At 43.9% G+C, this 23856-nt stretch carries 26 protein-coding genes; 16 read left to right on the top strand and 10 right to left on the bottom strand.

The window, feature by feature from the left end; translation table 11 throughout:
- Positions 1-54 precede the first annotated feature (54 nt).
- The gene (locus CMAQ_RS06590; RefSeq protein ID WP_012186330.1) at positions 55-1263 is read right to left on the bottom strand and encodes an NOP5/NOP56 family protein; all 1209 of its coding nucleotides are present in this window, start codon (positions 1261-1263) and stop codon (positions 55-57) included.
- 465 nt (positions 1264-1728) lie between these two features.
- On the opposite strand from CMAQ_RS06590, the gene CMAQ_RS06580 reads away from it, so the two are divergent.
- The 6 genes from CMAQ_RS06580 (at position 1729) to CMAQ_RS06555 (ending at position 8105) form a co-directional block, all read left to right on the top strand.
- Entirely contained in the window at positions 1729-2208 is a 480-nt protein-coding gene (locus CMAQ_RS06580) for a hypothetical protein (RefSeq protein ID WP_156769862.1), read from the top strand.
- Positions 2205-2513: an NADH-quinone oxidoreductase subunit K gene (locus CMAQ_RS06575; protein WP_012186328.1), complete on the top strand. Its 309-nt coding sequence runs from the start codon at positions 2205-2207 to the stop codon at positions 2511-2513. The genes CMAQ_RS06580 and CMAQ_RS06575 overlap by 4 nt, the downstream gene beginning before the upstream one ends.
- Positions 2510-3976: a complex I subunit 5 family protein gene (locus CMAQ_RS06570; protein WP_012186327.1), complete on the top strand. Its 1467-nt coding sequence runs from the start codon at positions 2510-2512 to the stop codon at positions 3974-3976. The genes CMAQ_RS06575 and CMAQ_RS06570 overlap by 4 nt, the downstream gene beginning before the upstream one ends.
- On the top strand, positions 3969-5942 hold the full coding sequence (locus CMAQ_RS06565) for an NADH-quinone oxidoreductase subunit 5 family protein (RefSeq protein WP_012186326.1): 1974 nt from the start codon (positions 3969-3971) through the stop codon (positions 5940-5942). Before CMAQ_RS06570 ends, CMAQ_RS06565 begins: the two co-directional genes overlap by 8 nt.
- Positions 5935-7269: a proton-conducting transporter transmembrane domain-containing protein gene (locus CMAQ_RS06560; RefSeq protein WP_012186325.1), complete on the top strand. Its 1335-nt coding sequence runs from the start codon at positions 5935-5937 to the stop codon at positions 7267-7269. The genes CMAQ_RS06565 and CMAQ_RS06560 overlap by 8 nt, the downstream gene beginning before the upstream one ends.
- A gap of 68 nt (positions 7270-7337) precedes the next feature.
- Positions 7338-8105 (top strand): 50S ribosomal protein L2, encoded by a 768-nt coding sequence (locus CMAQ_RS06555; protein WP_012186324.1) that lies wholly within the window; start codon positions 7338-7340, stop codon positions 8103-8105.
- Here the strand turns inward: CMAQ_RS06555 and CMAQ_RS06550 are convergent.
- Together CMAQ_RS06550 and CMAQ_RS06545 are read right to left on the bottom strand one after the other, a co-directional pair.
- Positions 8102-8542, bottom strand: coding sequence for a hypothetical protein (locus CMAQ_RS06550; RefSeq protein ID WP_012186323.1), 441 nt, complete (start codon positions 8540-8542; stop codon positions 8102-8104). The genes CMAQ_RS06555 and CMAQ_RS06550 overlap by 4 nt on opposite strands.
- A gap of 58 nt (positions 8543-8600) precedes the next feature.
- A complete protein-coding gene (locus CMAQ_RS06545) occupies positions 8601-10667 on the bottom strand; it encodes a GH116 family glycosyl hydrolase (protein ID WP_012186322.1) in 2067 nt (688 codons plus the stop codon).
- Between the two features lie 154 nt (positions 10668-10821).
- Between CMAQ_RS06545 and CMAQ_RS06540 the strand changes: the two genes are divergently transcribed.
- The gene (locus CMAQ_RS06540; protein ID WP_012186320.1) at positions 10822-13206 is read left to right on the top strand and encodes an ABC transporter substrate-binding protein; all 2385 of its coding nucleotides are present in this window, start codon (positions 10822-10824) and stop codon (positions 13204-13206) included.
- A 146-nt stretch (positions 13207-13352) separates the two neighbouring features.
- Here CMAQ_RS06540 and CMAQ_RS06535 read toward each other — a convergent pair whose 3' ends face one another.
- On the bottom strand, positions 13353-13673 hold the full coding sequence (locus CMAQ_RS06535) for a winged helix-turn-helix transcriptional regulator (protein WP_012186319.1): 321 nt from the start codon (positions 13671-13673) through the stop codon (positions 13353-13355).
- Between the two features lie 87 nt (positions 13674-13760).
- On the opposite strand from CMAQ_RS06535, the gene CMAQ_RS06530 reads away from it, so the two are divergent.
- The 4 genes from CMAQ_RS06530 to CMAQ_RS10715 all read left to right on the top strand — a co-directional run bounded on the left by CMAQ_RS06530 (position 13761) and on the right by CMAQ_RS10715 (position 16517).
- The gene (locus CMAQ_RS06530) at positions 13761-14243 is read left to right on the top strand and encodes a DoxX family protein (protein WP_012186318.1); all 483 of its coding nucleotides are present in this window, start codon (positions 13761-13763) and stop codon (positions 14241-14243) included.
- A 35-nt stretch (positions 14244-14278) separates the two neighbouring features.
- A complete protein-coding gene (locus tag CMAQ_RS06525; RefSeq protein WP_012186317.1) occupies positions 14279-15784 on the top strand; it encodes a gamma-glutamyltransferase family protein in 1506 nt (501 codons plus the stop codon).
- A gap of 46 nt (positions 15785-15830) precedes the next feature.
- Positions 15831-16151 (top strand): Rieske (2Fe-2S) protein, encoded by a 321-nt coding sequence (locus CMAQ_RS06520; RefSeq protein WP_012186316.1) that lies wholly within the window; start codon positions 15831-15833, stop codon positions 16149-16151.
- A 192-nt stretch (positions 16152-16343) separates the two neighbouring features.
- The gene (locus tag CMAQ_RS10715) at positions 16344-16517 is read left to right on the top strand and encodes a metal-binding protein (protein WP_156769861.1); all 174 of its coding nucleotides are present in this window, start codon (positions 16344-16346) and stop codon (positions 16515-16517) included.
- Here the strand turns inward: CMAQ_RS10715 and CMAQ_RS06515 are convergent.
- Positions 16514-16846, bottom strand: a complete 333-nt coding sequence (locus CMAQ_RS06515; protein WP_012186315.1) for a hypothetical protein — start codon at positions 16844-16846, stop codon at positions 16514-16516. The genes CMAQ_RS10715 and CMAQ_RS06515 overlap by 4 nt on opposite strands.
- Positions 16847-16896: 50 nt before the next feature.
- Between CMAQ_RS06515 and CMAQ_RS06510 the strand changes: the two genes are divergently transcribed.
- Positions 16897-17238 (top strand): hypothetical protein, encoded by a 342-nt coding sequence (locus tag CMAQ_RS06510; RefSeq protein ID WP_012186314.1) that lies wholly within the window; start codon positions 16897-16899, stop codon positions 17236-17238.
- A gap of 99 nt (positions 17239-17337) precedes the next feature.
- On the opposite strand, the gene CMAQ_RS10780 is transcribed toward CMAQ_RS06510, so the two are convergent.
- The 3 genes from CMAQ_RS10780 to CMAQ_RS06500 form a co-directional block, all read right to left on the bottom strand.
- The gene (locus CMAQ_RS10780; RefSeq protein WP_012186313.1) at positions 17338-17544 is read right to left on the bottom strand and encodes a hypothetical protein; all 207 of its coding nucleotides are present in this window, start codon (positions 17542-17544) and stop codon (positions 17338-17340) included.
- A complete protein-coding gene (locus CMAQ_RS10775) occupies positions 17534-17782 on the bottom strand; it encodes a hypothetical protein (protein ID WP_012186312.1) in 249 nt (82 codons plus the stop codon). The genes CMAQ_RS10780 and CMAQ_RS10775 overlap by 11 nt, the downstream gene beginning before the upstream one ends.
- Positions 17783-17926: 144 nt before the next feature.
- Positions 17927-18721 carry a G1 family glutamic endopeptidase gene (locus CMAQ_RS06500; RefSeq protein ID WP_156769860.1) on the bottom strand — a complete coding sequence of 265 codons (795 nt, stop codon included), beginning with the start codon at positions 18719-18721 and terminating at the stop codon, positions 17927-17929.
- 173 nt (positions 18722-18894) lie between these two features.
- On the opposite strand from CMAQ_RS06500, the gene CMAQ_RS06495 reads away from it, so the two are divergent.
- The 4 genes from CMAQ_RS06495 (at position 18895) to queC (ending at position 21923) form a co-directional block, all read left to right on the top strand.
- Entirely contained in the window at positions 18895-19203 is a 309-nt protein-coding gene (locus CMAQ_RS06495) for a hypothetical protein (RefSeq protein WP_012186310.1), read from the top strand.
- 130 nt (positions 19204-19333) lie between these two features.
- Complete coding sequence (locus CMAQ_RS06490) at positions 19334-19801, top strand: hypothetical protein (protein ID WP_156769859.1); 468 nt, start codon at positions 19334-19336, stop codon at positions 19799-19801.
- 11 nt (positions 19802-19812) lie between these two features.
- Positions 19813-20361 carry a GTP-binding protein gene (locus CMAQ_RS06485; RefSeq protein ID WP_232203830.1) on the top strand — a complete coding sequence of 183 codons (549 nt, stop codon included), beginning with the start codon at positions 19813-19815 and terminating at the stop codon, positions 20359-20361.
- 53 nt (positions 20362-20414) lie between these two features.
- Complete coding sequence (queC, locus tag CMAQ_RS06480; RefSeq protein ID WP_012186307.1) at positions 20415-21923, top strand: 7-cyano-7-deazaguanine synthase QueC; 1509 nt, start codon at positions 20415-20417, stop codon at positions 21921-21923.
- Between the two features lie 31 nt (positions 21924-21954).
- On the opposite strand, the gene CMAQ_RS06475 is transcribed toward queC, so the two are convergent.
- Complete coding sequence (locus CMAQ_RS06475) at positions 21955-22965, bottom strand: ATP-dependent 6-phosphofructokinase (protein ID WP_012186306.1); 1011 nt, start codon at positions 22963-22965, stop codon at positions 21955-21957.
- Positions 22962-23762 carry a class I fructose-bisphosphate aldolase gene (locus tag CMAQ_RS06470; RefSeq protein ID WP_048062722.1) on the bottom strand — a complete coding sequence of 267 codons (801 nt, stop codon included), beginning with the start codon at positions 23760-23762 and terminating at the stop codon, positions 22962-22964. Before CMAQ_RS06470 ends, CMAQ_RS06475 begins: the two co-directional genes overlap by 4 nt.
- Positions 23763-23856 lie beyond the last annotated feature (94 nt).

Genomic DNA, 23856 nt, shown 5'->3' with positions numbered 1-23856 from the left:
ACACATACATGAGGGCTTCATTAGAAACACGCCATTGACTAGTGGAGGAGGCATTCACCTTCTACTGGGCTTCCTCTCAGGCTTACCATGCGGCTTAGCCGCCGGTTTCCTGGGCGGTGGCTTGGCGTAAATAGTCTTAACCTCCTGAACCCTCCTCATGAACTCCTCCTTAAGCCTAGGTGCAATGAAGTTGCCTGTGAATGCATCAGCCTTAGCCGCTATGGCTAATTTAGCCGCAAGAGCCCTAGCAATCTTACCCCTCTGCCACCTTGGTGCCCTGAATATGTCTGGGTACTGGAATATTACACCATGCTTAGGCGGCCTCCCCCTACCCCTAAGTGCCCTGAAGAGGGCCTTCTCGGCGCCTAGGACTTGAATTGTTGACGCTGGCATTAGGGCTAGTTTCATTAAGCTTCCAGCTAAGGCAATTAACCTAGCGCCAAGTAGTGAACCTGCAAGTTCCCTAATGTTTGGTGCAACATCCTTCATTGCGTCATCAATGTATTCAGTTAAGTTCTCCCTAATGGTCTGCATATCAAGGTAAAGCTTAGCCAGCGCCTTAATCTGCTGGAGATCCCACTCAACTATTGATGCCCCAACACTCTTAGCAGCCGCCTCAGCAATCCTACTGGCCCTCTCCTCGCCTAGTTCGGGTAAAGCCTCCATTATATTACTCTTAGTGTAGTTGGATCTATCCCCAAGCTTATAAACGAGCACGGCGTACTCATTATTGTTCCTCGTTAAGTTCTCTAATTCAGGGAAGTGTATTCCATACCATTCCCTAAGCCTAGAGGCCACGAGGTTGGATACCTTATCTAAGTCATCCACTGAATTTATTGCCTGGGCTATGAATAAGTCCCTCCTCTCCGCTGCCTGCTTCAGCTTCAGCCTTGTTTGGATCACGGAGACTTCATGAACCCTCTTAATGTATTCAATGGGTTCAATACCGTAAACCTCCTTAAGGTACCTGCCCCAAAACTCCTCCCTAAATAGCCTCCCCACCTTAGTGGGTAACTCAGCCTTAATCTCAACACCCTTAATTACGTTGGCTAGGTTTCTGGCTAATTCCTTATGCTCCACGTAAATTGTGGAGACCCCGGCCTTAGCTAACTTATTAATGAAGCTTATTAACTCATCGGTGGGTTTACCAACCTCAATGCTGTTAAGCATACTAGCGATTCTTTGAGCATCATAATCATACACTAGCTTATCCACTACTGAACCATCATCCCTAAGCGCAATGATGCCTAAGGCGTCCAGCATTAGGTATACTGTGGAACTCACATACACACTTAATTAAGGGCATTATTAAATATTATGCCTAATGGGTAAACCATGTGGCCTTCGTAATTCACCGCGACCCCATTAACCACATCTCCTTTAATAATTACCCATAATTGTAATTCGCCTATGTCTCTTCATGAATCATGCAATAGGGCAGAGTCATGATTCATGTTTCCTACTCTCATTTTAATACGATACATATATAGTATTATGGTGTACTCACTATTTCTACCATAATTATACTTTACTAAATGTAGTAGAATTAACCATGGTAGTAAACTTACTTCCTTGAGTAAAACGTATTTCAGTATTGTTATTGGGAAATGCTTAAAAACAAATATTGTGATGACCATATTATGCTCAGTAATGATCAATGCCAAGCCTTTAATGCAGAAAGAAGCCTAGAGGTAATTAATTCAGGTAAAGTAATTAGAGGTGATGGATGTGACTGATGTTGGACTAGCCCTAGTGGTTGTGGAGGTTCTGGCTGTGGCATCATCTCTAGCTGTATTATTGACTAAGGATAACTTATACTCAGCCCTATACCTAGCCCTCGCCTCAGGCTTATCAGCGACCGCATTACTACTAATGAATGGTGTACTCCCCTTCGTGTTAATAGTAATGATTTACGTTGGCGCAACAATAACAATAACCATAGTGCTTGCCGCAACCTACAGGAGGCCCGTCGCCTACACTGGGGTTGAGGGTAAGTGGCTTGGTGTTGCCTTAGTCATAGTGGTGTTATCGTTAATAGCCCTTAAATCCATCTACACAACCCCACTGCAGCCCATTAGCCTAAGCTCTGCTCAATTGGCCCACGACGTATTGAGCAGTAGTATGATTATGCTACTTATACTACTGGTGTCGTTCCTATCCATGGTGATGGCCATAACGATAAGGTATCTAAAGGTGACCCAGTCATGATTGGTGAAGCCTTATCCCTAATAGCCACAGCCATACTAGTACTATCAATAGGCTTAACCGTGGTCATTAATTCAAGGGACTTAATTAGACTGTTAATAGGCCTTGAGTTAATGTTCAACTCAGTCTTCCTAACCGCAGTGGCGCTGTATGTTTACCAACCCTACTTAGCCTTCATAGTTGTTGCAATTAGTGTAATAGCCTCGGCTGCTGAATTCATAGCATTAATAACTGCAATCATAACTGTGGATAGAATGAGGAGGAGTATTGAGACGAGGAGTATTTTAGCTGGGGGTGATAGGTCATGATGGTTTACATGGATCCAATCCTCATATTCTCACTATCACTCCCAATTGCAGCAGTTATATTAACCGCGTTTTTAAATAAACGTGCATCACTCTATACTGCCGTAATATCATTTATGCCGTTAATAGCCTACTCACTATACGGCATATTCGCTAACCTTGATTACCTGGTTCCACTTGGTAGCTTACCAAGCCCAATAGGCGGCATGTACCTTATTAACGATGGTTTAAGTAATTCATTCGGCTTCACAATAGCCTTAGTCACAGCCATGATATCCATAGTCTCTGAACCGTACATGGAGCATAGGTTCCGTGCATTGGGTATTAAGGAGGAGTTCAACATATATTACCCATTATTCATACTATGCGGCATATCAATGGAGTGGATAGTGTACGCATATAATCTACTCCTCATGTACATAGGCCTTGAAGTATCCTTAATATCATCATTCCTCCTAATATACTTCTACGGTTATGACGGCTACGGGAGAACTAGACAGTGGATAGGCTTACTTTACTTCGTCTATACCCACGTCGCCAGTGTACTATTCCTAGTGGGTGCAATTATAGTTGCATTAACTAATGGGACAATGAACCTAGCCGCAATAAAGTACGTGCCACCTGTGGCCTGGGTCTTAATACTAATCGGCATGTTGATAAAGCTACCAAGCTATGGCCCACACGTTTGGTTACCTTGGGCGCACGGCATGCATCCAACACCGGTTGCAGCATTAATAATATCAGTTGTTGGCTTAGCATCATACATACTGGCTAGAATATACTTAATATCACCGTACTTCATAACATCAATTAGGACACCATTACTTGCCTACGCCATAATAGGTGGCATATTAGTTAGCTTCGCTGTATTTAGGCAGAGACATAGCTACAAGTGGTTACTGGCTTACTCAACTGTGGCTAACATGGCTTACCTACTGGCTGGTTTAACACTAGGTACATATGGTATAGTGGGCTTAACACTACACTTCATTGCGCATCAATTAGGTAAGGCAGTCCTCTTCATGACTGCTGGGGCAATTATTGTTCAATATGATATACTTGATATGTCTAAGATGGGTGGACTCCAGAACTACATACCATCAATAGGCGGTGCGGCATTGCTTGGTTGGATGAGCTTAGCAGGCATATTCACTGTTGGGTTACTGGGTGAATTCTTCCTATTCCTAGGCCTATTAACAACACTAGGCTTCAGTCTAAGCACTCTATGGGCCTTCGTGGGTTTAGCATTCCTATTCCTGCTAACTGGAACATACGGCTTCTGGGCACTTAAGGAAGTCTTCTATGGACAACCAAGGTGGCCTTACACTAAAACTAAGCCAAGTAATAAGCTGGTGGTGCCGCTTTACGTACTTGGTTTAACAAGCGTCATACTACTATTCCCACCCATATCAACAGCATTAGTTCACTCAGTACTAAGTGCAATAGGGGTGATAATGCATGTATGAGTCCATTCTCCCCACCTTAATAGCCTTAATGACACTAGTGCCCATACTGTTTGCTTCACCAATGTCAGTGTACTGGGTTATTGAGCAGGATAACCGTAAGGCACGCCCACTGGAGTATCTTGCTGTGACTGGGCTTGGTGTGGCTGCATTAGTTTCAACATACATAGCCATTGCGTACCCGATGAAGACCATTATTTACTCATACCCATGGATCTCGGTGCCAGGTATCTTCACAATGTACGTGTCATTCATAGTTGACTTCCTGAGCAGGTATATGGGGTTATTAACAGCTTGGCTTGCCTTCATAATAGGTGTATACAGCCTGGAGTACATGGCTAATGACTATAGGCTTGGCTGGTTCTGGTTCTTCTACAACACCTTCGCAGCATCAATGCTACTGCTCGTTTACTCCAATAACCTACTCCTGTTGTTCATAGGGTGGGAGGGATTAGGTCTAAGTTCATGGGCGTTGATAGGTAATTGGTTCAGAGATGATGATGAAATATCCTTCGTTGGGAAGCTGGGTGACATGGTGCTTGGTAAGCCAGCGTGGACTACACCATCCTACGCCGCCTATAGGGCTATTGTTACAATAAGGTTCGGTGACATGCCCATGCTGGGTGCCTTAGCGGCAATAGGGATATTTGGAGGCAGCCTAGACTTCAATATGATAAACTGGAGTCACTTAATAAGCGTACTGGGTACCGCTGGAACAGCCATAGTTCTCATCGCCTTCCTGCTTGGCCCATTCACTAAGAGCGCTCAATTCCCATTCAATGACTGGCTCCTCACAGCCATGACTGGTCCAACCAGTGTTTCCGCATTACTTCACTCAGCCACAATGGTTGCTGCAGGTGTTTACGTATTCATGAGACTTACCCTATCCCTATACGGTGCAGGGGTGTTAACATCAAGTGGAGTATTGGTAACCTACCTGGTGGTTATCTATATTGGTTTACTAACAGCCTTACTTGGTTCATTATTCGCCTTAGCCGTTGATGAGAGGAAAGTTATCCTAGCTGGTTCAACCATGGCGTCACTGGGGTTAATGATGGGTATAACCGCTGTTGCACCTTACTTAAACAATGCAGTAACCATCGGTGAGTACGTGCTTCCTACAGCTGTACTGGTTGCCTTCCTATACTTAATAATACACGCCTTATCTAAGGCTACATTATTCCTAGTCAGTGGTCACTTGATTCATGAGACTGGGACCAGGTTTAATGTGGGTGATGTTGAGTTGGCTAAGAGGATGAAACTAGCCTTCTACTCAACAATAGCCGCTGCAATAACCCTGGGAGGCATTCCACCGTTTGCCGGTTACTGGGTTCACGCCTCAATGGATGACTTAGTCTCCACTGTGAGTCAAACAGTGGGCTGGGGTTCATATGCACTACTGATACTTGCAAGCATAGCCTACGTAGCCTTCCTAGCCAGATTCACTTCCCTCAACTTCATTAAGGGGGGTAGGGTGGAGCATAGGGAGTCTGGGCACGGTGGATTAATAATGGCTATATCATACACCTTAACGGCCACAGTGGCCCTAGCCACAGTGGCAATACCATTTACTCTACATGTACCATCAATACTGGTTGAACCTGGCTATGATGCGTATGTAGTGGGTATTGGTGTATTCCTCTGGGTAATCTTCATTACCGCGCTTATTAAACCAAGGGCACCATCATTAAGTAATTTAACAACCATTTTTGAACGTAGGTATTACATACAGGCATTCATGGATGTTATCCTAGCGGGCTTTGGGAGAGCCCTCATAGAGTTCGCCTACTTAATAAGCCATGGAATTGATGTACTCTTCAACACGCTTATACCATCATTGTTCACAGGTTTCTCAAGGGTTATTAGGAGGATTCAGGTTGGTTTACTGAACCAGTACGTTAGGTACATTTACCTGGCGACTGTGGTAATACTATTAATAGTATTGGTGCTGGTGATGGTGTATGGTTGAGTACATTGATATCATAGTCTCATCAGTAATAGGGACAATATTAGTTACAGCCGCATTACTGGCCTTTAAGAGGGAGGAGTACGCTTGGATACCTGCAATAATACTCCTACTACCTGACCTATGGGTTAACGTTAACTACATGGTTTACCCAATACTAGTAGACATAATTGTGATTGGTAATATACTGTCCCTTAAGGTGTTAAGTAGCAGTCAATACAGGGGGCTTGATTACGCCCTAATGACTATAGTAGGGTTAGTGAGTTCATACGCCCTCTACGTACCAATTAGCTCCAGTGCAGTGGATATTGCATCATACTTCGGATTCCTACTGGGCTTATTCATGATAATAAGCGTGGCTTCATACTTCATAATACAGATTAGTACTAAGCCGGAAAACATGGATGCTGCAATTAAGGCAATAGTGGCATTCATAATAGCCACAGTACTCTTCTTCACTGGTTCAGTAATACTATTGTCAGCTTACTTCATCGGCTCATCACCACCATTATTCATGCTGGGCTATGCCCTAGCCCTACTTGGAGTAATGCTTGAGGTGGGTGCGGCGCCAATGCACATTTGGGTACCTGACGTATTCACGGCAGGTGACCCAATACCAGTGTCGGTATTAGCATCCACAATTAAGATAATGCCCATTATAGTCCTAGTTAAGTTAACGTACCCAATCCTAACAAGCCTAGGGGGATTCTACGTAAGCTACACCTTCTGGTTAACGGCGATTATGTCAGCCTTAAGCATGTTGATTGGTAACATAGGTGCATTAACCTCAAGGGAGGCTTCAAGGGTCCTAGCCTACTCCAGTGTAGCTAACATGGGTTACATACTTGCTGCAGCCACGGCCTTAATCAATGCCCCAGCAATAGCACCTAAATCAAGTCAAATCCTTACATACGCCTTAGCCGGGTTAATACTGCAGCTTGTGGTTAATGCGGCAGGTAAGATAGGCTTCTTCACGATAATTAAGGGTGATTATAAGGGCAGCATCTACAGTTACCTACTTGGCCTCTCATTCATAGGTACACCACCGCTTCTTGGATTCTGGAGTAAATTATTCATAATAATATCACTAGCTTACCTAGGTCCAATTGGGCTCTGGTTAGCGGTATTCCTAGTGATTAACTCAGTAATATCAATACCCTACTACGTGAGGTTATCAAGGGACTTAAGCCTCAAAGCCCCCTCAGGAATGGTACTCTACACAGTGGCGTTAATGACCGCAGTTATGCTGCTTGGCGTTGTAATACCAATACCTGCGTTAATAGTCTCATCATCAAAGGGCCTCTTAAGCTACCTAAGCCCACCACCTTAAGACAACCTCACGCTTTAAATGATGCGTTAATTTTTAAAAAGCCCACATTTAATACTTCCTGATAATTAATGGGTAAGAAGATACTGGTGCAGAGGGCCGGTAGAGGTGGTTCACAATTCAGGTCACCCAGCTGGAGGAGAATTGCACCACTTAGGTATGTTCAATTCAGTGAGGAGCAGTTGAAGACTACTATTAGGGGGATTATTAAGGAGCTAGTCCACGTCACTGGCCTAAACGCCCCAGCAATGCACGTTGTCCTAGAGAATGGTGAAGAAATGTACTTACCCGCCGTTGAGGGTGTTTACGTGGGTAAGATTATTGAGTTTGGGCCCGACGCCAAGGTGGAGCCGGGTAACGTAATGCCTATTGGTAAAATACCTGAAGGTACAATGGTTTGCAACATTGAGAAGAGGGTTGGTGACGGTGGGAAGTATGCAAGATCCAGTGGAACCTACGGTGTAGTGATGATTCACAGGGATTCAACAACACTGGTTCAATTACCCAGTGGAAGGATGATTGAGGTTGATTCAAGGGCTAGGGCTACAATAGGCATAGTCGCCGGTGGTGGGAGAATTGAGAAGCCCTTCGTTAAGGCTGGTAACAAGTACCATAGGGCTAGGACTAAGGCTTGGAAATACCCGAAGGTGCGTGGTAAGGCAATGAGCGCGTATGCGCACCCACATGGTGGCGGTAGTCACCAGCAGGGTGGCACACCTGTTAAGAAGAATGCACCACCTGGACAGAAGGTTGGCTTCTACGGATCAAAGTGCACTGGGCGTGGTTGTGTTAGGTGGAGGGCTCAGCAGGCTAAGACTCAGCAGAGGCAGCAGGCCTAATGGGCCTCAGTGTACTTACTTAGTATATTTAATGTACTTTTAACCAACCTACTCAATAACTCCCCCCTACTCCTAAACCTCCTCCGTGAGTCTGGGAGCGTTAACTGTAGGTAATTGGGTGTTATGGTTACTTCAACATTCTTGAAGACATCGAAGTACACGTTAAACTTAATGGTATTGACATTAGCCTGAAATGGCCCTGAGAATGTGTAGAAGTTAGAGCCTGTGACCCTAATTATTAAGTTAGTTACCTTATCCCAATGCTGAACCAGTTCCCTAGCCTCATCACTACTCAACACTCCTAAGGAACCCTTAACCGCGATTAATCCACTGTAAGCTTTACCAATCATCATTCCTGATACTAGGATCCCATTAATGTTGAAGTCCACGCTCCTGAACCTCCTACTCCTGGTTAATGTGATTACTCCATTAATCATTCACTTACCTAAGCCTAAGCAGCTAATTAAGCTTCCGCATGCTTGAGTATTCATTCAATTAATGAATCTTCAACTTACTTAAGGCGTACTTATACGTTAGGCTCCACGGCGCCGGGCTACCAATGTAATGGTCAAGGAACCCTCTCTCAGGTTCAGGTTTACCTGTCCTGCCATCTATTCTCGATGGTTGATTCCATGTTAAACCCTGCCTAACCAAGTTATCCCACTCCTTCTTAACCACATCAAGCCACCCATCCACCCCAAGCTCCCTTGCAACACTCATCATTGTGAAAACCAGCCTAGGCCAGGATGAGTATGTTTGCGGGCTGTAACCTATAATGCCCTTATCCTCATCAGCGAGATTAGGTGTAGTGTATGGTGATGCTGAACCATTAACCCTGATTATAGTGCCCATGGCGGCCTTAACCTTATCCTCATCAGTAATGTGACCTAAGCCAAGCATTAGGCTCCACCACTCACCCCAAATCTGAGCCAGGAAGGATGCCTTACCCATGTCTGGTTCATCCCAGGCCTTAAACCTATCCCCAAGCCAACGCCTATTATAGGAGTCCCTAGCCTTAAGTAATGTTGACTCCACTTTACTCAACGTAGCTTGGTCACCCATAAGCTTAGCTAACTCACCCATGACCATTAAAGCCGCAATCCAAAGGCTGGTAGTGTAGCTGTCAAAGCCTTTAACCGACATTGCATCAAAGCCGGTGTCACCATCACCACTGAGTTCAGGTACACCATCACCATCCTTATCCTGAACCAGGACCCATTCAAAGGCTTTAATTAGCTTGGGGTAAATCTCCTTAATGAACTCAACATCATTACTCCTCTTGAAGTATCTATGCACTAGGAGTATGTATGTTGAATTCAAGTCCTTCCACCTCGGTGGCGCAGTGGTTCCATCCTCAATATGGTCCAGGCTATAGATGCCTAAGCTATGTGGAATATAGCCATCACTCCTCATGGCCTCGGTGAACTGCCTTAGAAGTGACTTCTCCAATTCAGGGAACATTAAGACAACCGGTAGTGAACCAGTCTCATAGCATGCTCCAGCTAATGTACCATGGCATGGGCAAACCTCAACACCCTCAAGGATACTGAACCTACCATCCCTCGTAAGCCAGGTACTGGTGGTTAATATGTAGGTTGAGTTCACTACAGCATCCCTAAGCCAATCAGGTAATGCTGGGTCAATTAAGCTATTCTGCCAATCAAGGGTACTGGTCCTAAGCCTATCAAACTCATCAAGCACATACCTAGCAACCTCGCTTGAATCCTTGAAGAAGTTCTCGTAGTAGTGTCCGTAATTATATAAATGCCACCTACCATTGAAGAACCAGGATAAGGTAAACCTAACCTCCCCACCATTAGGTACGTTTAAGGCAATTAAGCCTGCTGGGTCATCCCAAAGCCCAGTAACCTCATGGGGCTCCTCACCAGTGGGTACACCACCCTTATCTATGGTTAACCAGGGTTCCGGGTTCTCAAAGGCACCCTTCCAAGTCCTAGCCTTAAGGGCGTGCTCGGGTTTACTATTAATATTATATTGAGTAATAGTGAACCTAGGCTCCTCAGTAATTAGGGCTATATTACCCTTAGCTGGATCATTATCGGGAGCCTTATTGTTAGTGAATAATACGCCACCATTAATGCTCCTATTAATTCTACCAATTGGATTAGTGCCAACCACATTAGGCACTGATACAGCGGCTAAGGCATCAGAGCCCTTAACCCTAATAGTAAACCCTATTACCGGTAGTGTTGAGTCCTTCAGGTTCCCTGGTATTATTGGTGAAAAAGCCTCAACCTCAACATTCACACCATTTCTAAATGCCCTAAGCCAAGCAAAGGGCCAACGCCCCTCAAAGCCAATTAAGGCACCCCTACCCTCAAGGCCAAGCACATTAACTCTACAATGCATGAAGAACCCTGAGGCATCATGAGGCTTAATGAAAATGTGAAAACCCCTCAAATCCCTAATCGGGTAAGCCCAATTATTAGCAAACCTAGCATTAATAAGCCTACCATCATTACTAACCTCAACACCACCAGAACCAATACCACCAAGCGGTATACCACTCACCAAGACATCCCCGCACGTATACCTAACCATAATTAACGGTTAACGTAACCATCTTTAAATACCTCACTCTCAATGAATGTTATTGTTGCATAACTATTCTCACTACTAATGATATTAATATTCAATATTTGTAAAATAAAAATATTGAGAAAAAATTTTTAAAGATGCTTAGTGTAACTAAAATATGGATCTGTATACCTCAAGGAGTGCAACAGCAGTCACCTCAATAATAGTTGCCTTAGTTGCCGCTGTGGTTGGGTTATATGCCTCTCATGTTGTATATGCTCAAGAATCCCAAGTAACGTACACGTTCACCACCGCCTATTTCGGGTGGACGTGGTCCCCTGCAGCCCACTACTGGAATCCATTCGCCCCCATTAATTACATAGATTGGCCAGCCTTTGTAGCAATGCCTCTTGCCGCCTATGATGACCCTACTGGTCAGTGGTGGCCTATTCTAGCCAGTAATTGGACTGCGTTTCCTCAAAATAAGACTGTAATCATCTACCTTAGACATAACATCTATTGGTTTAATGGTTCAGCGGTAATGCCCTTCACTGCTTGGGATGTTTACGCTGAACTCTACATTGGTGTTAAGGCATTCAGCTGGTACTACCCATACTTAACACCCCAGAATGCGAGTGAGGAGATTAGGGTGCTTAACAATTATACGTTGGAGATAGTTTTCAACATATGGTCACCCACAGAGTACTATTGGATACTCATGCAGACCATAGCAACTCCATGGCCCGTGTGGAAGCCTATTGTTGAGAAGCTTCAAACAATGAATGCCAGTCAAGCCTACACCTTTGGTCAAGTTAACATAACCGAGTTCAACCCACCCATGTGGAGTAATGGGCCATACTACGTGGCATCAATTGGACCAACCTACATAACTCAGAACCTTGACCCAATGTACTTTGATGGTAAGCCGTTGCTGGCTGAGTGGGATAAGATACTACCATTCCACACATGGCAGTACTACCCAACATTCATTGCATGGAACAACCCAGGTGCATCAACTATCTTAGCCGCAATAGCAGCCCAGAAGCCAGTTTACATTGAGTGGATAGCCTTCAGTCTTCTTAAGGATTTACAGATAATAAATAGTACACCTGGCTTCAAATACTATGTAATGCCCGACTTATCAATATTCGGCATAGGTATACCAACATATTACCCGTTTAATATTCCTCAGGTTAGGCAAGCATTCCTATACATCATTAATAGGAGTGAGGCCGCTGCCGCCTGGGGACCACCGTGGTTAACGTACCCAGTTTACATTAATGTTCCAGCACCAGCACCAACAGCTGCCTCAGGGCTTTGGTTAACATTCCCGAAGGATCTTAGAAGCATAGCCGTTAACTTCACTGAACCCAATTGGACTAAGGCAGCTCAACTACTGGAATCAGCCGGCTTAAAGTACAAGAATGGTCAATGGTACCTACCCAACGGAACACCACTAACACTAACAATATACGCATCAGCACCAATGGTTAACTGGATCACGCAGGCTCAAGTCGCTTTTAACCAACTTGAAGAATTTGGAATACCCGTTAAATTAATTACACTGGAATCATCAACATACTCCACTGAAGTATCTCAATGCCAACTACCTGCTGTGGTTGACTGGATGTTCGCCGGTTCTAATAAGGGTGGTTACTCAACACTATGGATATCATACGATGTTGCATTCACAATGACACATCCAGCGCTTTTGCCATCTGGCTGGTGTATTCCTGGCCACACTACGCCTTTCGCCTACCCGATTGTTCAGAATAATGAGATTACCGGCTGGTATTGTAAACCATTAACCACTAACCTGCCTATACCGAATAATACAATTATCTGGTGCATTAACTCAACCTATGGCTACATTAACTTGAGTAATTGGCAGAATGCCATAATAGCGGCTGAGCCAGGCAGCAGTACCTATGAGGAGCTTCTTAAGGCCTACTTCTCATGGTTTGAGTACTGGGTACCTGGAGTGGAAATATCAACAGCCACAATAACTGCAGCATTCCCAGTAAAGATAACTAACCCAATGTGGGCTTATGAATGCATGAACTTCAAGAATCCTAAGTATACTAAGGCAGCATATTCACTATTTCACCAATATGCAGTTGCTGGATTACCTCCCGAATTCAATACAGTATTATCACTAGGCGCCTACGCACCGCAGGGTGTTATTCCTCCTTTGGCTGAGGCTATTATTAATGGTAGTCTTTGGACTAATCCGTATCTGCATCAGTACGCTGTCTTCATTGGTTTGCCTAATCCTGATCCTCAGTTGCAGGCTTGTGTAGCATCATACTTCCACACAACGTACACACCAGTTACTACAACCACTACTTCAACTGTTACCTCAACCACTACGGCTGTTAGCACTGTTACAAGCACAGTCACAACAACTGCAGTTAGCACTGTGACTAGCACAGCAACAACCACAGCCATATCAACCGTAACCGTGACTAAACCAGTAATATCAACAGCACTAATAGCAGGAATAGTAATAATAGTAGTGGTTATTGCCATTGTTGCAGCAATAATAGCGTTGAGGAGAAGATAATTATAAATTAATTAAAAATAAAAATTAATTAATTTTATCATTAATATTCTTAAATAATACTTCATTATGTATAACTTTATTTAGTATTTTTACAGAGGAGGTATTAATTTAACTTACTATACTTAGTCTTGGCATAATACGGGGATTTACCTTATATTAATATTTAGTGTTTTTCCACTAAGCCATTTAATACTCCAGGCCTTTATGGCATTGACTATGGGTATTAGTTCCTTACCCATTTCCGTTAATGAGTAGTAGTGGTTTTTACCTGAGCAATACATTGTTACTATTCCTGCTGATTTAAGTTCCTTAAGTGCCTTTGATAATGTTCTGGTGCTTATTCCAGGCATACTGAAGAGTAATTGATTGAAGGTTCTCGGTCCATTACTAAGCCTATCCACTATCACAAGTCTCCATGGTTTACCAAGAACTCTCCACGCCTTTGTCACTGGGCATTCCTGCTGCATCCCATTTAATCACCGGTACTAGTTAATTAATTTTAGGAAGTGGGGCAAAGTTTTTAAACTTTACAAAGTAAATTTACTGAGTAAAGTATGAGTATCCTAGGTCTAATACTAGGTACGTACAGCGGATACTTAACAGTCAGTGTAGCAGCCTTAGTGCTAAGAGTCTTCGTGGGTGTTAACTTCATGGTGCATGGCCTACCCAAGTTAACAGGTGAGTCGAGGAGGTCTATGAGGGATGGATTGACTAAGCTACTTAACATACCTGGTGCCCTATTTGACCTAACTGCACTCCTCGAATTCATAGGTGGCTTAGTCCTAGTATTAGGGCTACTCACTAGGATAGCTGCAATACTGTTAGCTCTGGAGATGGTAATAACAACAATACTTTATATAACCAAGCTATATAATGCACCATTACCAAGGGGTTGGACTGAACCAATGTTTAAGGCAACTAAAGGCTACATGTTTGGCTGGGAGTTGGACACCTTACTCCTTGCCTCATCAATAGCATTAGCCGTAATAGGTCCTGGTGCATTATCAATAGATCACCTAATACTGGCCTACGCGTAGTATTATTTAAACCCCCTTAACTGGTATTAAAAATAATGTCTTCCTTCAGTAAAACACCATGGGTTAGTAAACTTGGTGGCGTCGCCTCAGAACACCCAGTATCCAGTGGTGTTGGTGTTAATGTGCTTAAACTTGGTGGTAACGCCGTTGATGCAGCCGTGGCTGTATCACTGGCATTAGCTGTAACTCAACCACACCTGGGTGGCTTAGGTTCAGACCTAGTTGCCTTAATATACAATGGTGATGAGGTTAAGGTCCTTAACGCCACTGGATGGGCTCCAGCCAAGTTAACTAGGGGGTTACTTGAATCAAGGGGTTTAAGTAAAGTCCCATTGAGAGGACCCTTATCTCCAGTGGTTCCGGGGATGCTGGCTGGGTTATACACCATGTGGAGGGAAATGGGTACGTTGGAGTGGCGTAGCATAGTTAACACTGTGATTGAGGCTGTTAAGGATGGTTTCCCAGCAGGGTTAAGCCTAGTGAGGGCTATTAGAAGCGTTATCAGTAATGAATTAATCGACGACGCCTTTAAATCAACCTACCCGATTAATGCTGAACCATGGAGCGTGGTTAAGATTAGTAAGCTTACCAAGGCCCTTGAGTTGATAGCTGAACATGGGGCTGATTCAATGTATAATGGTGAATTAGGTGAATCCCTGGTTAAGAGGGTTAATGAACTGGGTGGTGTATTGGATTTAAGTGATTTAAGGGATTATAGACCTGAGTGGGTTAATCCAGTAAGCATAGAGTACAGGGGATTCATTATTAATGAGGCTCCACCCAATACTCAAGGCTTAACCACACTCATGATACTTAAGCTACTTGAGGATGAGGATATGCCTAAGGATCCATTTTCAAGTGAGAGAATTAGGCAATTCCTTAACGCCTATAGGATAGCGTATAAGGCGCGGGATGAATTCATAGGTGACCCAAGGTTCACTAATATCCCCATTAATACACTGCTTGACGTAGGCTTCCTAAGGAGCCTAGGCCAAGGCAAGTCACCTAGTGGTGTTGGTGACACAACATACTTCATCACTGCTGATAATCATGGTAATGTTGTAAGCTGCATACAAAGCCTATACCACCACTTTGGTTCCCTTGTCACAGATCCCGAATACGGTGTAACATTGAATAATAGGGCCTCGGACTTCGCGTTAAGTGGCCCTAATGCGCTTGAGCCTAGGAAGAGGCCGTTGCATACATTATCCTCGGTGATGATTCTTAAAAACGGTGAATTAAAATACACCCTAGGTACCTCTGGTGCTCACTTTAGGCCGCAGCAGCATGCCTTAATGATAACTAACATTATTGATTACGGGATGAATCCAGTGGATGCTGTTAATGCTCCGAGATTCCTATGGAACAGTGATGAACTCATAATTGAGGATGATTACGAAACCTCTGGGGTTAATGAGAAGTTCAGGTTAATTAAGTACCCCGGTAGTACTGGTGTTGCCAGTGTACTGGCTATGCTTGATAATGGCTTTAAACTACTTTACTCAGATATAAGGGGTGATGGGTTAGCCCTAGGTCTTTGAACAGGGAGGCTAGTTTTTATAAAAGGTGGATTACTGAGGCTTCTTCATGTCGCTGAGGGTTATTGAGGTTAATGGTTACCCAATAATGGTGTTTGAATGGAATGGGGAAAGCTTCGCATACCTGGCTGGTTGCCCACATAAGAGGAGGCCCATATTGGCTAATGGCTACGTGTTAAATGACCATTATTTAACCTGTCCATTCCATGGCGCAGTATTTGACCTCCTCACTGGAGAGTTGGTTAAGCCGCCTAATTCCAAAACACCATGCCCCAGTGACTGCAGGCTAGTTAAGGCTATTTTATCAAACGATTTAAATTCAGTTAAGTTCCTGGGTGATCCATTTAAACCTGAGTTACCTCATAAGTAATCCTCCCCTTAATACCATTTCCCATTCCCCAGTGAAGCTTAATGTATTATTGTTTATTCAAAGTGAGCGGTAAGGTGTTTGTAAATTTCTATGCCGCATTCAACCTTCTTAGAAGGGGTGGGGTTTATCACTGGTTTTATCGCAGGAGTAACCGTCAATACTTTGATAAACCCTTAATTTAAGTGTGAATTTATGCAGCAGGGTAGGTGTATTTTCCTTCAAAGGACTAGTGATGGGGAGAGATGCGTGCTACTGCCTCCTGAGGATTGGGCTCAACTTAAGCAAAAGTATCTTCACCAATTCTGCCTAAATCAAGGCCATGGATGCCCAGTGTACGAGAGAGTGCTTTCAGCTAAGCGTGGTTAATGCGCAATGTATGATAATTGATCATTAATGATTCTCCTAGTTATCTTACCAAGTTTACTTAACCTATATACTGCACCGAAGAGTTGAGCCGACGTTAACCCCTTAACCTTACCCCAATCCTCAAGCTCCTTCCTAGACACCGTACCCCTGGATTTAATGAATTCGTAAACCTCATTATCCACACCAGATAATTGAACCCCCCTCTCACTGACTGTAGCGCCTTCACTTACCTTAGTCTCCCCCTTCACTGCAGGTTCCTCAGGCTGGAAGAAGGATGTTATTGCAGTGGACTTTCCCTCCTCCTTACTCCTCCTCTTCCCCTTAACCACGTTTAATTAATGGGCTTAGCGTTATAAACCTATTCCCGGCGATAGCTTAAATGAGCTCAATAAGCAAGGAAGTTGATGGGGAGGTGGTTAGGGTTGTTATTAATCCCCCTCAAGGCGTATCTACTGATAAGCTTATTCAATACTTGAGAGGCGTACTGGGGATTGAGGGGGAGGTGGTTAATGGCATGGTAAGTATCGTAGTTACAATGAATAGGAGTGAATTGGGTGGGGAGGCTGATAAGTTGGCTGATGAAATTATTAGTAAGCTTAATTCAGTGAACTGGGATGAGGTGGCTAAGTATAAAGTACCCACCACTGAGCCTAAGAAGCATAGGAGACGTAGGCGTAAGTCCAGGAAATCAAGGAGGAGTAGGAGTAAGAGTAGGAAATAATTCCTTGCCCTAAAGCATTGGTGCATGCTTCAAGTGGATAATGGGGAAATAACTAATTCATCATGATTACTGAAGCCTCAGTAGCCTCATTAATTAAGCTTAACCGTAGAGCATTGAGAAAACACCCAGTGAAATCATGAAGACCCCAAGTATCCCTAACGCTAACCCACCTGCCCTAACCATTACACTCCAGTCCCTTACACCATGCACAACACCCTTATACACTAACAATACTATTAAGGTCTGCAAGACCCAGGTCCCGAAGCCAAACATGAAGCCCACTAGGAAGGATAAGTTACTGGGCATTACTGGCACTAGGGCTATAGTTAAATATGAGCACTATTGTGAAGTCGCCGCCGAGGGCTGCGGCTAAGCCATGAATACAAATTAACTTGAAGTCGGCAGCCCTAACATCCTCATGCTCCTCGTGATTACTGAAAACTAGGTAGGCGGCAACACCCACCATGGTTACACCAATTATTAAGTCCACGTAAGGTTCCAGGGCACCCGTATTCAGTAGACTCATTAATTGGTTCAAGTACATTAGGTAGGGAGAGTACGGCGACTATTATGGCTAATGTAATGGTCATGGCTAATATGACCTCCTTACTCTTCACGGTGGGTTTCATGATTAGGATTTAAAGGAAATATAATGAGTTATTTAAATCATTAAGCCTGCACTTAAGGCTTAACCATATGTTACTGTGAAGCTTGAGCCATCTGAGGTTAATGATGATGGATAAGCCAATGTTTCACCAGAGTTATTAACCATGATTATACTCACCACTGATGGGAATAAACCAAACGGCCCAGTTACCCCACTTACAGTTGCGTAACATGTGTCTAGGATACTGGTGTAATCCTGGCCGTAGTAGGCTGTCCCAAAGTTGGCTAGTGAAGATAATTGACCATTAACCACAGGCCTCTCTAGTATGCACTCGGCTGATGATAATTCCGCCTTACTTACTCTACCTGTTGTTGAGTATGCTTCACTCTTCGTTACATCCTTTATGGTTACTTGGAATTTACCATGACCTAGATATGTTACGTTGACGTAAATATCGTCACCGGGATTAACAGTGAATCCTTTAATTGTCACTGATGGTGATGGATAAAACTCATACCATGCCCAGTAAATGGGTTTACCGTTTTCACACTCAACAGCTATACCGGCCTGCTCAACAGTGGTATCATTATACCCATCTAATCCAGTCCAAAGAGCCACATATGTCGTCTGCCCGGTGGTGCAAGTAACTGATGGTACTATGAAGGAGCCAGCCACACTGGTTACAGTACCTTTCTCTGCAGGTACTGCGTAGCCAGCCCAGTTTAAGCTACTTACACTTGATGAGAGACTTGTTAAACCTTGCTTAATCATTGGGTGTGAAATCAATATTGGCTTAACCGCCAATGGTGCAAACGCCAGTGCGATTAACGTTAATATGAGCATACAGGCACCTAGAATTATTAACCTGCCTCCCATAACTTCACCAATATTTTTAGTTCCTGCTCTCCTTTTAAGTATACCGGTTCATAATGCATGTTTTAGTCATATTACTATGAATGATAATTACTTTAATAATATAAGAATTTAATGAAGTATTGATTAATGAATATGTGCATAAAGATTAAAACCCCACTTAACCCGTTAGCTCGGTGAAGGTAATCTACAGTATTACTGATGGTAGGACGTTTAAGCTACTGGTGGCTAGGAGGAGTAATGATGGCTTCACCGGTGTGCTTGAGTATGATGCCGAGGTTGAGGTTAGGGATGGTGACTTAGAATCAGTACTAGCATTAATCAATAATTTCATTAAATCAACGGGTAAGTTAATTATTACCGGTGAGGCTGATGTTAAGTTCTATAAGACTGATAAAGGTTGGCTAATGCTTAATCGTGGTCAAGTGAGTATACTAGGTGAATTAACTATTAGAGATATTTTAAATGCACTCAATAACCCTTAAGGAGCCTTGAAGCCACCTTTAATTACTAAGTCATAAGTCATTTACCTAAAAAATAAAAAAACCATGCACTTAATATAACGTATACTGCGGAAAACATATATACTACTTTAACCATATGGTCCTCAGCGTAATGGGAATTAACACAATTGACCCAAACTCAATGGTTAAAGTTATTACGGAGGAACTGGGTATCAATATACTTGGTGTACTGGTTTTCAGTAATAATGATGTTGTGCTTGCAAGTGAATTACCAAGTGACTTGAAATCACTCGTCACTTCGCTAGTAGTATTCGTTAATAAGGTTAATAGCATTAGTCAGGTTAAGGTTAAGTCAAGTAAAGCCTATGTTTACGCCATTAAGAATGATGAATTAACGGTAATATTCGTAACTGAGCCTCATGTAATGGAGGGTGCTCTTCACCTGCTTAATAAGTACGTTGATAGGTTGATTAAGGTTAGTAGGGAATTAATGAATAGGGCTAGGGATATTGAACCAGTGTTCACAGTGGAGGGTGATGAAATCACTGAGGATGATGTATTAATGTTGATTGACTACTTCAAGAGTAAGTTAAGTGAACTGGAGGTTAGAGGTGGTTGAGTTTGGTTAAGGTGTTTAAGCTAGTTATTGCTGGACCCTATGGGGCAGGTAAGACAACCTTCGTTAAAACCCTAAGTGAAGTGGTACCCATTGAAACTGACGTACCCACAGCTGGTAAAACCACCACGGTGGCCTTTGATTACGGTAAGATAAGGGTTAACGATATTGTTGTACACTTATTTGGTGTGCCAGGGCAGGAGAGGTTTAGTTTCCTTTGGAGGATAGTGGCTAGGGGTATGCATGCATACATATTTATGGTTGATTCATCATCCCTGGAGTCCGTTAAGGCCGCAGTATTCATGTATAATTACTTCATAAACGCATTCCCCAATACACCCCACATTATTGCAGCGAATAAGCAGGATGTAGCTAAGGTAAGTATTAACGATATTAGGACAATACTTGGTGTTAAACCGGAGATTAAGATTGTCCCGTTAATTGCAGTGAATAAGAAGATGGTTTTGGAAACCCTCATAACACTACTCAGTGAGGTTCATAGGCTAATGTATGGTTCAGCATTATCCTCAATTAATAAGGGTGACTCAGCCACAGGAACGTAGCGCCCGGTGCCTTCACTATAAGCATTTAAACCTGTCACTAAGTCCTGGCATTAATGGTTGAATGCTCAGTTAGCGGTGTGTTAATATTTGGGGAACCGGATGAGGCGAGGATTAGGGGTATTGAGGATAAGTTAAGGAGTATTGTAATGAGGGCTGAGGAGAGGGGTAGGGATAGTTGGGGGATTGTAACAATGAGTAGGGATGGGGGGATTAAGTCATTTAAGTCACTGGGTAAGGCTAGTGAAACACTCCCCAAGTACTCAAGGCTACTGGATACCGACACAGTAGTGGCTATAGCTAATAATAGGGCTGAACCAACCACTGAGTATGTTAAGGAGAAGGGGATTAATGATATTCAACCAATGATTAGTGAGTACGTGGTTGTTTCACATAACGGTACCATAGCCAATGACATTGAACTTGAGGGTAAGTATGGGATAAGGAAAATGAGTAAAATAGACTCATCGATACTACCACCCCTCCTGGAGAAGGCTTGGGATGGTTCACTGGAGGGTCTTCAGAAAATACTAAGGGATGAGATTATTGGATCCTTTGCATTAGCCATTATTGATAGGAGGAGGCCGGGTAGACTATGGTTGGCCGTTAACTTTAAGCCACTGTACGTCATGTGGGATAGGGAATTAAATGCACTCTTCTTCTCAAGCCTGGACACTTACCTCGAGGACCCTGATAAACCACCGTGGGAGACTAATGTAGTTAAGAGAATTGAACCCTACAGTGTCATTGAGGTTTCCAGGGAGGGTGGGTGGCGTAGGTTAAGTCTATGGAGAGTTGATTCAAGTAAGCCAAGGAGAGTACTAGTGGTGGCTAGCGGTGGCTTGGATTCAACAACATCTGCAACACAGTTAATTAAGCAGGGTTATGACGTCACACTACTGCATTTTAATTATGGTCATGTTGCCGAGGGACCTGAGGAGAATGCAGTGAGGAGGATTGCTGAATTCCTCAACGTGCCGTTACTGGAGGTTAACATGGACTTCTTCAAGATAGTTAAGCATTCACCACTGCTTGGTGATGGTGAGATTAATAGGAGGAGGGAGGGGATTACTGGAGCTGAGTTCGCGCATGAGTGGGTTCCAGCACGGAACCTGGTCTTCATAGCCTTAGCAGTGGCCATTGCTGAAGCCATGGGTTACGACTACGTAGCCACTGGGGTGAATCTAGAGGAGGCTGGTGCTTACCCTGATAACGAGATGGAGTTCATTAGGCTCCTTAACCAGGTAATGCCGTATGCAGTGGGGCCGAATAAGCACGTTGAATTACTAATGCCGGTGGGGCACTTGGTTAAGCATGAGATTGTGAAGCTGGGACTAGAGATTGGGGCGCCACTTCACTTAACCTGGAGCTGCTACGATAAGGGGCCTAAGCACTGCGGCCGGTGTGGACCATGCTTTATGCGTAGGTTAGCCTTTAAGATTAATGGGGTCAGGGACCCAGTGGAGTATGACTTACCACCAGAGGTTGAGGAGGAGTACTGGAGGGGCACTAAACCATACAGGACTCCGTTACCAGTAGGTAAGAGAGAGTTGACTCAGCATTGATTTAAAAGAGGAGCCTTATTTTGAAGATAACTTAATTTAAGTCCCCCCAGTAGGTTTCATAGAGCCTTAACCAATAACCACTAACTAGCTTATTCTTACCCACAACCTCAACAATGGGCACGTGCGTTAACTCACCGTTACTGTAGGCCACCATTATGCCGAATCTATCGTTCTCAATAGCCTCATAGGCGGCTGTGGCGTATCTTATGGCTAGAGTCCTATCGAAGGCTGATGGAGACACACCCCTTATTATATGCCCTGGTATAACTGCCCTAGTCTCTATTCCAGTGGCCTTTTCAATGTAATCAGCTAACTCATTACCTACACCGCCAAGCCTAGCATGGCCGAATTCATCCCTTGGCCCCTCGTACTCCTTAATACCCTCTGAAACCACAACGAGGGCCCAGTGCTTCTTCTCGTAGGCCTCCTTAACCCTCCTTACCACTGAATCCCAACTAACCTGCTTCTCCGGTATTAGTGTTGCGTCTGCCATTGTTGCTAGTCCAGTGTGTAATGCTACCCATCCAGCCTCCCTACCCATAACCTCCACTACACCAATCCTCTCATGGGAGATTAAGGTGGTTTTAAAGGACTCAGTAACATTAACAGCAGCATTAACAGCAGAATCAAAACCAATAGTAAAATCAGTACCAAAAACATCATTATCAATAGTCTTAGGAATACCCACTGCATTCAATATACCCCTCCTCTGCGCCTCACCTGCGGCACCCAATGTATCATCACCGCCAATAGCCACTACAACATCTAGGCCGAGTTCCTTAACATTCCTCTCAAGTAACCTAGCCCTCTCCTCATCCTTAAATGGATTAGTCCTAGAGGTCTTAATGTATGTTCCACCTGAGAAGGCGAAGTCCACTAGGTCCAGTGACGTTATTCTCCTAACCTCCCTCTCAAGCAACCCCCTCCAACCATGGTATATTACATAAACCTCATGATTCCTCTCAGCCAACTTAATGAAAGAGTAAACAGCAATATTTAACCCAGGGGCATCCCCACCTCCAGTCAATACTCCAATCCTCACTGCACCTCACCTGCCAATTCCTCAACCTTCCTACCCTCGTAGACTAGCTTACCAAGTAATTGAGCGAATTTCAATGCATCCCTCCTCTGCCAGACATTTCTACCAACAGCAATACCTAATGCACCAGCTTCAATAACACCCTCAACCTGCTTCAGGAACTCCACCTCTGTCTTAGTCTTCGGCCCACCTGACATTAGTACCGGAACCTTGCCAGCCACCTTCACAGCCCAGGAGAATGTCTTAGGATCACCCGTGTACTTAATCTTCATTGCATCAGCCCCAACCTCGAGGGCAATCCTAGCGGCGTAGGCAACTATTTCAGGCGCGGTCTCATCCTTCACCTTACCTCCCCTTGGGTAGGACCATATTACCAGGGGTATGTCGAACCTTAAAGCATCCTTCTTTATCCTGGCAACCTCCTCAAACATCTTCCACTCATACCCACTGCCAGCGTATATGGTGTAGCCGACGGCGCTTGCCCCTAGACTAACGGCCTCCTCCACGGTGCAGTTAGCCACTGATAATGGTTCACCAGTGTATAGGTTTGTCTTACCATTTAGCTTAACTATTAAGGGTACGCTTCCATCATAGTACTTCTCCGCTAAACCCCTCTGTAGTACAAGTCCATCGAATCCAGCCTCCTTAGCCAGTTTAACTATGTAAGCTGGGTCAGCTGAGTCAGGGTTCTCTAGGAAGTCTGATGGACCATGCTCTATACCATGATCATACGCCAAGATTATTGATCGTCCCCTTCTTGCAAATATTCTCTTGAACTTATCCACTAATTCACCTTGCATACAGCGCCCACTAGTATTTATCTTTTTAACCCTTCTAGTCATAGGTGTGTGATTTGTATAATCAACTATATAGAGTAAGTAATTAATCGCAGCG

It is taken from the genome of Caldivirga maquilingensis IC-167, assembly GCF_000018305.1.
GTDB lineage: Archaea > Thermoproteota > Thermoprotei > Thermoproteales > Thermocladiaceae > Caldivirga > Caldivirga maquilingensis.
The sequence above is the reverse complement of the archived record's forward strand: the minus strand, read 5'-3'. Positions and strand labels throughout refer to the sequence as shown.

Coding starts and splice junctions, on each gene's coding strand:
- CMAQ_RS10775 (WP_012186312.1), bottom strand. CDS start 17,782: ATGTACTTGAACCAATTAATGAGTCTACTGAATACGGGTGCCCTGGAA.
- CMAQ_RS06500 (WP_156769860.1), bottom strand. CDS start 18,721: ATGGGAGGCAGGTTAATAATTCTAGGTGCCTGTATGCTCATATTAACG.
- CMAQ_RS06590 (WP_012186330.1), bottom strand. CDS start 1,263: ATGCTGGACGCCTTAGGCATCATTGCGCTTAGGGATGATGGTTCAGTA.
- CMAQ_RS06575 (WP_012186328.1), top strand. CDS start 2,205: ATGATTGGTGAAGCCTTATCCCTAATAGCCACAGCCATACTAGTACTA.
- CMAQ_RS06545 (WP_012186322.1), bottom strand. CDS start 10,667: ATGGTTAGGTATACGTGCGGGGATGTCTTGGTGAGTGGTATACCGCTT.
- queC (WP_012186307.1), top strand. CDS start 20,415: ATGGTTGAATGCTCAGTTAGCGGTGTGTTAATATTTGGGGAACCGGAT.
- CMAQ_RS06525 (WP_012186317.1), top strand. CDS start 14,279: ATGTCTTCCTTCAGTAAAACACCATGGGTTAGTAAACTTGGTGGCGTC.
- CMAQ_RS06510 (WP_012186314.1), top strand. CDS start 16,897: ATGAGCTCAATAAGCAAGGAAGTTGATGGGGAGGTGGTTAGGGTTGTT.
- CMAQ_RS06550 (WP_012186323.1), bottom strand. CDS start 8,542: ATGATTAATGGAGTAATCACATTAACCAGGAGTAGGAGGTTCAGGAGC.
- CMAQ_RS06540 (WP_012186320.1), top strand. CDS start 10,822: ATGGATCTGTATACCTCAAGGAGTGCAACAGCAGTCACCTCAATAATA.
- CMAQ_RS06570 (WP_012186327.1), top strand. CDS start 2,510: ATGATGGTTTACATGGATCCAATCCTCATATTCTCACTATCACTCCCA.
- CMAQ_RS10780 (WP_012186313.1), bottom strand. CDS start 17,544: ATGCCCAGTAACTTATCCTTCCTAGTGGGCTTCATGTTTGGCTTCGGG.
- CMAQ_RS06560 (WP_012186325.1), top strand. CDS start 5,935: ATGGTTGAGTACATTGATATCATAGTCTCATCAGTAATAGGGACAATA.
- CMAQ_RS06555 (WP_012186324.1), top strand. CDS start 7,338: ATGGGTAAGAAGATACTGGTGCAGAGGGCCGGTAGAGGTGGTTCACAA.
- CMAQ_RS06565 (WP_012186326.1), top strand. CDS start 3,969: ATGTATGAGTCCATTCTCCCCACCTTAATAGCCTTAATGACACTAGTG.
- CMAQ_RS10715 (WP_156769861.1), top strand. CDS start 16,344: ATGCAGCAGGGTAGGTGTATTTTCCTTCAAAGGACTAGTGATGGGGAG.
- CMAQ_RS06470 (WP_048062722.1), bottom strand. CDS start 23,762: ATGCAAGGTGAATTAGTGGATAAGTTCAAGAGAATATTTGCAAGAAGG.
- CMAQ_RS06490 (WP_156769859.1), top strand. CDS start 19,334: ATGGGAATTAACACAATTGACCCAAACTCAATGGTTAAAGTTATTACG.
- CMAQ_RS06520 (WP_012186316.1), top strand. CDS start 15,831: ATGTCGCTGAGGGTTATTGAGGTTAATGGTTACCCAATAATGGTGTTT.
- CMAQ_RS06530 (WP_012186318.1), top strand. CDS start 13,761: ATGAGTATCCTAGGTCTAATACTAGGTACGTACAGCGGATACTTAACA.
- CMAQ_RS06535 (WP_012186319.1), bottom strand. CDS start 13,673: ATGCAGCAGGAATGCCCAGTGACAAAGGCGTGGAGAGTTCTTGGTAAA.